Source organism: Pseudomonas sp. FSL R10-0399 (assembly GCF_009600165.1).
Lineage (GTDB): Bacteria > Pseudomonadota > Gammaproteobacteria > Pseudomonadales > Pseudomonadaceae > Aquipseudomonas > Aquipseudomonas helleri.
The window spans coordinates 1-10,210 of sequence record NZ_WIWK01000161.1; the positions used below are offsets into that span (position 1 = coordinate 1).

Here is a 10,210-nt window from a genome sequence, read left to right on the forward strand (position 1 = left end):
CGCGCTCCAGAAACAGCCACACGGCCAGCGCCGCGACAGCGGTTACCAGCACCGGAACCGGCACCGTGTCCCACAACCGACCGCGCCCCAGCGCCAGAAAAGCCGCGCTGAACACGCCTTCGGTTTCTTCGCCGTTGGGCAGCGTCATGCCCACCGCAATCGAGCGCCCGCCGGTGGGAATCAGTTGCACACCGATCACCAAAAACATGCTGCCCAAAGTGGCGAGAATATCCGGCACGCGCATTTTGACGATCAGCCAGCCGTTAAAAAGACCGACCAAAGCACCGCCCGCCAGGCTGATCAACACCGCCGGCACGGCGCCCCAGCCCAGCACCACCATCACGTAGCTGGCGATCATCAGGCTCATCGCCGCCACCGCGCCGATGGACAAATCGAGGCCGCCCACGGCCATGGTCAAGGTCACGCCAAGGGCCAGCAAGGCGACGATGGACACCGACTGCAAAATGATGAACAGGTTGTTGACCCGCAAAAAGGCCGGTTCGGCAATGCTGAAAAACACCACCACGGCGGCCAGCACCAGCAGCAGGCCATAACGGATCAACGCGTCCAGCACGCGCTTGGGCTTGGGGGCACTGCCCGGCAAAGAAGAAATCAAATCAGCCACGCGCACTACTCCCGGGCGTTGCGGTACGGTTTAAAGGGGAAGAGCAAGGGATAGGGGATGGAACGTCACTTCCCACCAATTGCGCCACCAGCGTGGCGCGGTTCAACCCGGCCCGGGCGTAGTCAGCGACCACGGCAAAATCACGCACCACCAAAATTCTGTCGGCGATCTCCAGGGCCTCGTCCACGTCAGTGCAAATCACCAACGTGGCCCGGCCTTCGCAGCTGTTACGCAGCAAATGGCCAATCTCGCGGCGGGCGCGCACATCCACACCCTGGAACGGCTCATCGAGCATCAAAACACGGCCGTTGCCCAGCAGCCAGCGGCCCAGCACGACTTTCTGCTGGTTGCCGCCAGACAGCGTCTCCATGGGCAATTCGATACCGGCGGTCTTCACCCCCAGCGCGGTCACGGCGTCTTCTACCGCCTGCGCTTCCAGCCGGGTGTTGATAAATCCGTAGCGGGTAAAACGCTGCAAAAAGGGCAGGGTCAGGGTTTTGCGCAACGAAAAGCCAGGAATCAACGAATGGCTGGCGCGGTCTTCGGCGGCGTAAAACACCCCGGCTTTAACTGCGTGTTCCGGCGAGTTGAACAGCCCGGCAACGCCTTCCACGTGCAGCGTTCCGGCAGCCGGGCGACGCAAGCCGAACAGCACCTCGGCAATTTCACTTTTGCCCGCACCCAACAGCCCGGTGAGCGCCACCACCTGACCTTCGTGCAGGTTTAAATCAAACTCAGCGGCGTTCGCCGTGACCTTCGCTGCGCTCAAACTCAACACCTCGCGGCCCGCCGCACGCGGCTCAAAAGGCCGGGTGTCCGGCGCTTCACCGAGCATGGCGTACACCGCTTCGGTGAGTTGATCGGCAGCAAATTCACCGGCCAGCCTGCCGTCACGCAACACCACGGCGCGATCCGCCAGACGCTGCAAATCGGACAAGCGATGGGAGATATAAACAATTGCCACCCCGCGCTCGCGCAAGGTATCGACCAGGGCAAACAAACGCTGCGCTTCGGTGTCCGAGAGAGCGGCGGTCGGCTCATCCAGAATCAACAAACGGGGCTGCAAGGCAAAAGCCCGGGCCAGCACCACCAGTTGGCGTTCCGCCTGGCCGAGGTGCTCAATCGGCTGCTCCAGTGGCAGATCCAGCCCCAGTCCGGCAGCGATTACCGAGGCACGTTGCAACACGCGTTTGCGCCCCAGCCAAAACCCGGCACCGGGTTGGCACAACTCATCCAGCAGCAGGTTTTCCGCCACGCTCAAACCCGGCGCAATCGCGTCATTGACGTGCTGATGCACCGCCACAATCCCGACCTCACGCGCCGCCAGCGGCGAATTGAAACGCTGCAACTGCCCGTCAACCAACAGCTCGCCCGCATCATGGGACTGGCTGCCAGCGAGGATCTTCACCAGCGTCGATTTGCCCGCGCCATTGGCACCCAACAACGCCACGACTTCGGCGGGGTAAATCTGCAAGTCCACACGATCCAGGGCACGGTTGGCCCCGAACGATTTACTCAAACCGCACACACGAATCAGCGGATCAGGCGCCACAGCGGCAGACGCGTTCATAAAAAGTACCGAAACAGAAGTCGCTGAAACATCAGCAAACACAAGACGTTGGGGCCGCGATTAAAAGCATTTCCCTAGGTACAATCCAATATATGTATCGAATATGAAATATCTTTTAGTTATATGAGGATGCGCCCGGATGGGCGCAGAGGGGATGAAACGAGGGGGTTGGATGTTTAACTTCAGCGCACACGCGCACTCATAAATTCAATGAATAACCTCAGCCTGGGCGAGGTTTGCTTGCCCGACGTGTTCCCCATTCGTAGCAGTTGACGAGCACCGCGAGGCCACGTTCGAGTGCGAAGCAGTCGTCAAACCGGCTTGCACGGTGCATCAGAAAAACCGGATTGTCTGAGTTTACGATCGCTTCGCACTCGAACGTCGCCTGCGGCAACTGCTACAGATTCATCAAGACGCCAATCACCGGCACAATCAGCAGCGTGCTGATCGCCATCGACAACACATTGCCAATGTAAGGGTGCATGTACTGGGGCATTCGCCGGGCAATGGCGTTGGCCAAAGGCGGGGCGACCAGAGCCCCCAGCACAGCGCTGGCAATCATCACCATCGCGCTGGCGCCGTAAGTCAGCACCGCAGCCGGAACCACTGACACCAGCGGCACATACGTGGGGTACCAGCCGAGTTTCTGCCATTGGCTGCGCCAAATAATCACGCCCACTAACGAGGTGAATGCCTGTGCTGCGACCAAATGCAGCAGCAAGCCTGAACCATAAGCAGGGCTCAACGGGTTCAATGCATACGCCAGTAAAACGCCAGCCAACATTCCCAGGCTGGCCCACTCATTGCCAAAAAAAGGCGCTTCGGAAAAGTCTGCCAATACCCGGCGTAACGTCCAGATCACCCCGTAGTCAGGCTTGGGCCTGGCAGCAGGTTTCTCAACGACGGGTTCGACCTGACTTTTGATCAATACGGGCACACACCGGCACAAGCCAAAAGCCAGCGCACTGCCCAGCGCCATGCCCAGTACATTGCCAATCACGACGGGCAACCCCAACGGCTGGCAGACGAAGTTGACGATCAGCAGGCAACAAGGTGTGACCAACAGGGCCCCGAGAACCGCTCCGTTGAGGGTGACTTTCCAGCCGCCACCAAACAGCAACACCATCGCGGCGGGCAAGGACACAAAGGCGGCAAACGTTGGCTGCCAGGTGTCGGCAGTCAACGTCCAGCCCCACAATGCATTGCTCAGCGCCAACCCCAGCAGTGAACTGGTGACGAGCCAGGGCCACAGTCCCGTGCCATAGCTGATGCTGAACCCTTGCCACGTTTTGGCGTACCGACTGGCCCAATACCCCAGGGCACCCCCAAACAACAGCCCCAGCGAGGCGAACTCGTGCTTGTAAAAAGCGACTTCGCTGATATCGCCGATCACCCAGCGCAGCCAGGCCAGCGGTGAAGGCCAGTCGCCCATCATGTCGGCATATCCGGGCCAGTAACCGGTTGCCGATGCTGAGTAGAACCACGATAAACCGCCCATCAAAATAATGATTAGCAGCGCGCTGGCTACAAGCAAAACCAGGTAACGCACTGACGCAGTGGAAGACGCTCTTGGTGATAAAGACGACATGATGGCGTCCTCATCAGCGTGGAAGGAGAGGGTGGTCGGTATAGCCGAGCATCGACTCATACACATCAACACGCCGGTCGCGATGCAGGTCGTTCAAACTGTTCCAGATCGGTGCGCTGCGTGCGCTGGTCAGATCAATATCGGCATAGAGGATGGTCTGCTCATCCGCTGAGGCCACCTTGCCGATGGGCCAGCCATTGGTCCCGGTAATCAGCGAGCAGCCCAGATAGCGCTCGCCTTGTTCCTCACCGATGCGATTGGCGGCGGCAATAAACACGTTGTTGGCGTGAGCAGCGGTCATCGTCAGATACGAGGCCATGCATTTTCCGCTGTCATCGAACAGAGGTGGTGGCGTCCAGATCCAGTTGTTCAGACTGCAGATAATGTCGGCGCCTTGCAGGCTCAACAGGCGTGGTACTTCGGGAAACCAGATGTCCCAGCAAATCAGCAGGCCGATGCGGCCAATGGGCGTGTCAAACACCGGAAACCCCAGATTGCCGGGAGTAAACCAGAGCTTCTCGCGGTTCCATAAATGGGCCTTGCGGTACTTGCCAATAAATCCGCCCGGGCCCACCAGCACCGCGCTGTCAAACAACTGCACACCGTCCCGTTCCGCCAGCCCTGCGGCCAGATACACCTGATGCTTACGGGCAAAATCGAGCCAGGCCTGCATGCTCGGACCCTCGGGAATCAACTCGGCATGCAGGAAGGCTTCCTGGCGAGTGCCGAACAAATACCCGGTATTGGCCAACTCCGGCAGCACAATAAGATTTGCCCCGTTAATGGCCGCCTCGCGGGCCAATTCAAGGCTGTGCTCCAGATTGGCCTGGCTATGTTGAATGCCCACCTGCGGATCGAATTGCACAACCGCAACGCGCACTGCACTGACCGCTTCGTTCATGGCTGACACCTCTTTTTTATTGTTATGACCCGCTGGTTTGCGGGTCTTTAGTAAGAGGATTTATCAGTGCGGGTGTATGTCGGTTGTGTCCGCTAGGTGTGTAGTCCGTTGCCTTGTCTACGGTGCTATATATCCAATTGGACTACGTCAGAAGGGAATTTAAACGGTTCGCTAAGGGCGCGTTTGGTACTCGGGATAGTCATCCATACAGAAGCCTCCGTTGAACTCGGCCTGCGTGGTGTTGCACAAGTTGATGACTGCATCAATTGCACCTCGCAGGCAGGGTTCAGTCCAGCCGGCATCGACAGAGAATGATTCACCGGCAAGGTAGAGACCTGACACATGCGCATAGTCGCGGTTGTATTTCATAAGGCTGACTGCTTCGTAATAAGTACCTGCGCGATACAGTTTGGCGCAGCCGAGCGCGTTCTTGTCCGTGATCCAGCGTTGAACAACAGCATTCTGAGCGTCGATGTAAGGTGAAATTGGGCTCTTTATGTTTGAGGCTCGCAGCAGGATACGATCCAGTTCAGTGATGCATTTTGCGACCAAGGTCTTGTCATCAAAAGAGGCAAGTTTAGTTGCATCATCTTCCCAAGTGTAACTAAGCAAGATGCAATCGTAGGGATAAGCATCGTGATAGCGGTAGGCATATACATCGTGGACAAAGCTATCAGTGACGATAACTTGCGGGATTTTTTTGTTTTTAGATAAGAAGCTTTTTTTCAGTGGTGCGTAGACTTTACAACTGGTTTCCCAGTGAGCAGTTTTGTATGCATTGATGATTGAATAAGGCAGCATGTTTTGGCTGAAGTTTTCCAGCTGGATATGGGTTTCAATGATCCAGGAAGGAAGGGTCATGATGACTGAATCGAAATCTTCATGGCGTTCAGATTTTTCCTCCGAACTACTGACTTTCCAGTCGTAGGTTACGCGAAGTTGTCCTGAGTCCAGCTTGGTCAGTCGAGTCACTGAGGTGTCTGTCAGGAAGCCTGCACCTCGATTCCGGCAATGATCGTAGAAAGACAGTCCATTGACCGAGGTCTGTGTGAACATCAAGCATTCATCAAGTGCTGCCAGACCTAGATAGCGGGGTGGCTCAAAGTCCAGATCGTTACAATCCTTCAGCGAAGGCACACCTAGATATGGCGAAGGTATAGGATTGCCATCTGTATCTACGCGACCATGCACTAACTGCAATTGGCTGCTGAAGCCGAAAATTGCAGTACGTAAGGGATACAGGCAGCAAACATCATAAAAGGCGCCCCAACTGCCATCACCTATGCCGATGGAGTAGAAAATAGCGGATTCTTCTTGGCTCATGCCAAGCCCGCCGAAATCCCCCGGGTTCTCAGCTGCCCAATGAGTGAGTGCTGGCAGTGTTACCAAGTCGCGAAAGGACAGCGCTTGATAGCGAGCGACGATAGATGCCCACTGATTTTCCCATTGCGGTGAGCCATAGATGCGTGCGACTTCTCGAGTCATTAGTTCGGCAAAATGTCGCCACTTCCCGTAAACCTGTTGAAGTTTCTCAGTGGGCGGTGGCGTGTGACCCTGCGGATTTTTCCAGATCAGCATTTGTGGTTCTGGTTGGCCATCCAGTAAGCCTTCGCGCAGGTATATACCTGTACTGCGGACCTGTGCGGTACCAGGATTAGGGAAGTCAGATAACTGCAAATCAAACAGTTTGCAGTAATAGGCCATGAGTGACTGGCCCTCTGTAGGAGTTTCGCCTGTTGTGTTAAATAGCGGCATGCGCATTGCCCCCATTTCAAACGGCGTGCTTCCCATTAAGGGTGATTGTCCGCTCTTAACTACAGACAAGTGGCGCCCGCCAATTCGATGAGACTGTTCAAGCAGAGTGACGTGAGTGAAACCGCATCGCAGAAGTTCCCGAGCTGCGGTGAGACCGGTAACGCCAGCGCCAATGATGCAAATTTTGTGGTCGGGTTTCGTTGCGCTGGCAATACCGAACTGTTGCTCAACTAATTTGCGGTAGTTAAAACATAAATCGGGAGGGCCTGGAAATCGCCCCCGCCATGAAGACGCTTCATGCGTGGGCAAATGCTTGGCGATGAATGCCGGATAGTCATAGGTTGATCCAATCGTCACAGTTTTGCGCTCCGTATTGTGTTCAGCGGTGGAGTGCGCACATTGCGAGTCAGCGATGGATCGCGGGTGGTAGATATTTACGACATCGTGCAACTGATGCACTGATGTTTCTGGTTATGAAAGCAAGGATAGAGAAGGTTTCTACGTAGTTGTCGAGGGGCTTAGCGAGGTTGTGACTGGTTGGTTGCATCACCGCGCGCAGTCAGTCTTTTCGAGGACTGCGTCCTCGTTCGCAGCCTCGCTACGCTGCTCAGCGGCTAAATGAACTGACTGAGCTCCGAATCTGCACCTCAAGGGGAAACGATATGAAGGGCTGAGACATGCCCTCAGCAGTTACAGCGGTTTGGGCAACACTGTAGAACTCGCCCGCACTTGCAACTGCGGGGTCAGCACAATCGATTCAACGGCTTCGCCCTTGATCCGTTTCAGCAATAACTCCACCGCCTGCTGGCCCATTTCGGCCAGTGGCAAGCGCACGCTGGTCAGTGGCACGGTGAGTTCGTGGGCGAGGGCGATGTCGTTGAAACCGACCACGGCGATGTCTTTGCCCGGCAGCAGGCCTTTGTCCCGTGCAGCGCCCATCAGGCCGATGGCGAGGAAGTCGTTGACCGCGAAAAACGCTTGCGGGCGCGGGCTCAGCCCCAGCAGGTGCTCACCTTGCTGGTGGCCGGTCAGGCTGTCAAAGGGGCCGTTGAGTGTCCATTCCGGGCGCAAGGTGATGCCCTGTTCGCGAAAGTAGCGGGTGAAGCCGCGCGTGCGATCGGCGCCGGTTGAGGCGTGGCGTTCGCCTGCCAGAATCGCGACGTCGCGCCAGCCCAGGTTGTACAAATGCTCCGCCGCCAACCAGCCGCCCAGCTCATCATTACTGCACGACGCGACTTGCCCGGCTATCTGGCGGCTGACCAGCACGTAGGGGATGTGTTTGCGGGTCAACAACTCGAACAGCGGCTGGGTTTCCCCCACGTGGGAGTCAGCCACGATCAGTCCGGCCACCGAGCGGCGCAGGGCGTGTTCGGCACGTTGCATCTGGCGCACGGGCTGGTCGTCGGTGTTGGACACGAACGTGAGGTAGCCCGCCTGTTCAGCGCTGCTGTCGATGCTGTCGTAAATGGTCGCCATCACCAGGTCGGTGATGCGCGGCATCAGCACGCAGATTTCCTCACTTTTACGCAGTTTCAGGTTAGATGCCTGCGTGTTCGGTCGATAATCCAGCTCTTTCGCCAATGCACGAATACGCTCAATTACCTCGGCTGATGCTGCCCGTTCTACACCCGCCGGGTCGCCGTTGAGCACCCTGGACACGGTGGACACATGCACGCCAAGTGCAGTCGCCATGGACTTGAGGGTGGCGGGGCGGGCTGGGTTCGGCATGTTCGAGGGGTTTCCTGCTGTCTGTTATGAGCGCGCGGATTCTACCTGAACGGGCGATTTTCGGCCGGACAAAATTTTTACCCAAACGTTTGACTAAAATTTTTACTCGCTCTACATTTCGCCAACCCAAACGTTTGGGTAAAAAAATAAAAATACGCCGGAAGCGGCCGACTTTTTGACTTCTGCCATCATTTGAAGAGTCAGATACCTATGAACAACCCAGCTATCCCTTCCTTCCGCTATCAGATTTTCTTCTTGATCATGCTGATGGCGCTGCTCAACTACATTGACCGCGGCGCCATTGCCTACGCATCGGCGAGCATCCTTCCCGAGTACGGTTTCGACAAAGCCGACTGGGGCAAAGTGCTGGGTTACTTCGGTTACGGTTACATTTTGGGTGCGTTGATCGGCGGCATTCTGGCCGACCGTTTTGGCGCCAAACGTATCTGGCTGGTCGCCGGTGCCACCTGGTCGATCTTTGAAATTGCGACCGCCTTTGCCGGTGACTTCGGCCTGGCGTTTCTGGGCGGCTCGGCAATGGCCGGTTTCGCCACCATCCGGGTGATGTTCGGTTTCGCTGAAGGCCCGGCGTACTCGGTCATCAACAAGAGCGTGGCGAACTGGGCGACCCCCAAAGAGCGCGGTTTTGTGGTGTCGGTGGGTTTGCTCAGCACGCCGCTGGGCGCTCTGTTGACCGCGCCGATTGCGGTAGGCCTGCAAACCCTGACCGGCGACTGGCGCAGCATGTTCGTGATCCTGGGTGTGATCAGTCTGGCGCTGTTGATTTTCTTCATGACGCGCTTCACCAACACCCCCGATGAAAACCCGCGAGTGTCCAAGGCGGAGCTGGACTACCTGCGCAAAGAACGCGCCGAAGCGGTCAATGCCTCGACGCCAACCACCACACTGACACCGGTCTGGCACTTCTTCAAAAACAAGGACCTGCTGCTCAACGCGGTCGGCTACTTCTCGTTCGTCTACGTGACCTTCCTGCTGCTGACGTGGACCCCCAAATACCTGCAGGACGAGTTCCACTACAACCTGTCCTCGTTGTGGTACATGGGCATGATCCCGTGGACCGGTGCCTGCTTTACCGTGCTGCTGGGCGGCAAAATCTCCGACCTGCTGCTGCGCCGTACCGGCAACCTGAAAGTCGCCCGCAGCTGGCTGGCCGCGACTTGCCTGCTGTTGACCACGCTGTGCTTCATCATGGTTTCGCAGGCCCAGACCGTCTGGGGCGTGATTGCCCTGATGACCCTGGCCAACGCCCTCAACGCGCTGCCTAACTCGGTGTACTGGGCCGTGGTCATCGACACTGCGCCCTCCAATCGCGTCGGCGCCTACAGCGGCATGACCCATTTTATTGCCAACACCGCTTCGTTCATTGCCCCGATGCTGACCGGCTACCTGACCGTTCGCTACGGCTATTCGTCGATGTTCGTGGCCGCCGCAGTGGCGACCGCGTTGGGCATGAGCGCCATGTTGATGGTGCGCCCAGGCGGCCGTCCGGCTGCTTCCCCCCTTCCTGCTGCTGTTTGATTGAGGTGTTTGTATGAGCCCGGTATTACCCGCCCATGCTGGCTATTTTTTCGGTCGATCGGTCGTCGAGCTGGCTGAACGCCTGCGCGACGGCAGCTTGACCAGCGTTGAACTGACCCAGGCCGCTCTCGACAGTATCGAGCGGCTGAACCCGACCCTGAACGCCTTCGTTCAAGTGGATGCATCGGTTGCACTGGCCCAGGCGCGCAAGGCCGACGAGCTTCTGAGCCAAGGCCAGGACCTGGGGCCGCTGCACGGCATACCCGTGGCGGTCAAAGACAACATCGACACGTTGGACTACGTCAGCACTTATGGCTCGGCGCATTTCGAAGGCTTCAGGCCGCGTCGTGATGCCGTTTGTGTGCAGCGTTTGCGCGAGGCGGGTGCGGTGATTGTCGGCAAAACCCTGACCCATGAATTCGCCTACGGCCCGACGGGCGACCGCTCGCTACAGGGCGCGGCCCGCAACCCGTGGGACCCGGATTGCATCACGGGCGGCTCCAG

The 10,210-nt window shown here is 57.6% G+C and carries 8 protein-coding genes; 2 read left to right on the forward strand and 6 right to left on the reverse strand.

Features of this window, described 5'->3' with window-relative positions; genetic code table 11:
* From GHO41_RS27140 to GHO41_RS27165, 6 genes are all read right to left on the reverse strand, one after another.
* Nucleotides 1-616: ABC transporter permease (locus tag GHO41_RS27140; RefSeq protein ID WP_371929052.1), on the reverse strand; the 616-nt coding region annotated here is incomplete at its 3' end.
* A 1-nt stretch (nucleotide 617) separates the two neighbouring features.
* On the reverse strand, nucleotides 618-2,195 hold the full coding sequence (locus GHO41_RS27145; protein ID WP_153435136.1) for a sugar ABC transporter ATP-binding protein: 1,578 nt from the start codon (nucleotides 2,193-2,195) through the stop codon (nucleotides 618-620).
* A 397-nt stretch (nucleotides 2,196-2,592) separates the two neighbouring features.
* The gene (locus GHO41_RS27150; RefSeq protein ID WP_153435137.1) at nucleotides 2,593-3,783 is read right to left on the reverse strand and encodes a hypothetical protein; all 1,191 of its coding nucleotides are present in this window, start codon (nucleotides 3,781-3,783) and stop codon (nucleotides 2,593-2,595) included.
* A 13-nt stretch (nucleotides 3,784-3,796) separates the two neighbouring features.
* Nucleotides 3,797-4,684, reverse strand: coding sequence for a nitrilase family protein (locus GHO41_RS27155; RefSeq protein WP_048369293.1), 888 nt, complete (start codon nucleotides 4,682-4,684; stop codon nucleotides 3,797-3,799).
* Between the two features lie 171 nt (nucleotides 4,685-4,855).
* Complete coding sequence (locus GHO41_RS27160; protein ID WP_323368843.1) at nucleotides 4,856-6,796, reverse strand: FAD-dependent oxidoreductase; 1,941 nt, start codon at nucleotides 6,794-6,796, stop codon at nucleotides 4,856-4,858.
* Between the two features lie 333 nt (nucleotides 6,797-7,129).
* The gene (locus tag GHO41_RS27165) at nucleotides 7,130-8,167 is read right to left on the reverse strand and encodes a LacI family DNA-binding transcriptional regulator (RefSeq protein ID WP_123751506.1); all 1,038 of its coding nucleotides are present in this window, start codon (nucleotides 8,165-8,167) and stop codon (nucleotides 7,130-7,132) included.
* Nucleotides 8,168-8,377: 210 nt separating this feature from the next.
* On the opposite strand from GHO41_RS27165, the gene GHO41_RS27170 reads away from it, so the two are divergent.
* Together GHO41_RS27170 and GHO41_RS27175 are read left to right on the forward strand one after the other, a co-directional pair.
* Complete coding sequence (locus GHO41_RS27170) at nucleotides 8,378-9,706, forward strand: MFS transporter (protein WP_048386908.1); 1,329 nt, start codon at nucleotides 8,378-8,380, stop codon at nucleotides 9,704-9,706.
* A 13-nt stretch (nucleotides 9,707-9,719) separates the two neighbouring features.
* The coding region (locus GHO41_RS27175; protein ID WP_178126595.1) for an amidase at nucleotides 9,720-10,210 on the forward strand (491 nt) is incomplete at its 3' end.

What these genes read in the sequence shown, in the direction of transcription:
- GHO41_RS27145 (WP_153435136.1), bottom strand. Translation starts at nt 2,195, where the DNA reads ATGAACGCGTCTGCCGCTGTGGCGCCTGATCCGCTGATTCGTGTGTGC.
- GHO41_RS27150 (WP_153435137.1), bottom strand. Translation starts at nt 3,783, where the DNA reads ATGTCGTCTTTATCACCAAGAGCGTCTTCCACTGCGTCAGTGCGTTAC.
- GHO41_RS27170 (WP_048386908.1), top strand. Translation starts at nt 8,378, where the DNA reads ATGAACAACCCAGCTATCCCTTCCTTCCGCTATCAGATTTTCTTCTTG.
- GHO41_RS27165 (WP_123751506.1), bottom strand. Translation starts at nt 8,167, where the DNA reads ATGCCGAACCCAGCCCGCCCCGCCACCCTCAAGTCCATGGCGACTGCA.
- GHO41_RS27155 (WP_048369293.1), bottom strand. Translation starts at nt 4,684, where the DNA reads ATGAACGAAGCGGTCAGTGCAGTGCGCGTTGCGGTTGTGCAATTCGAT.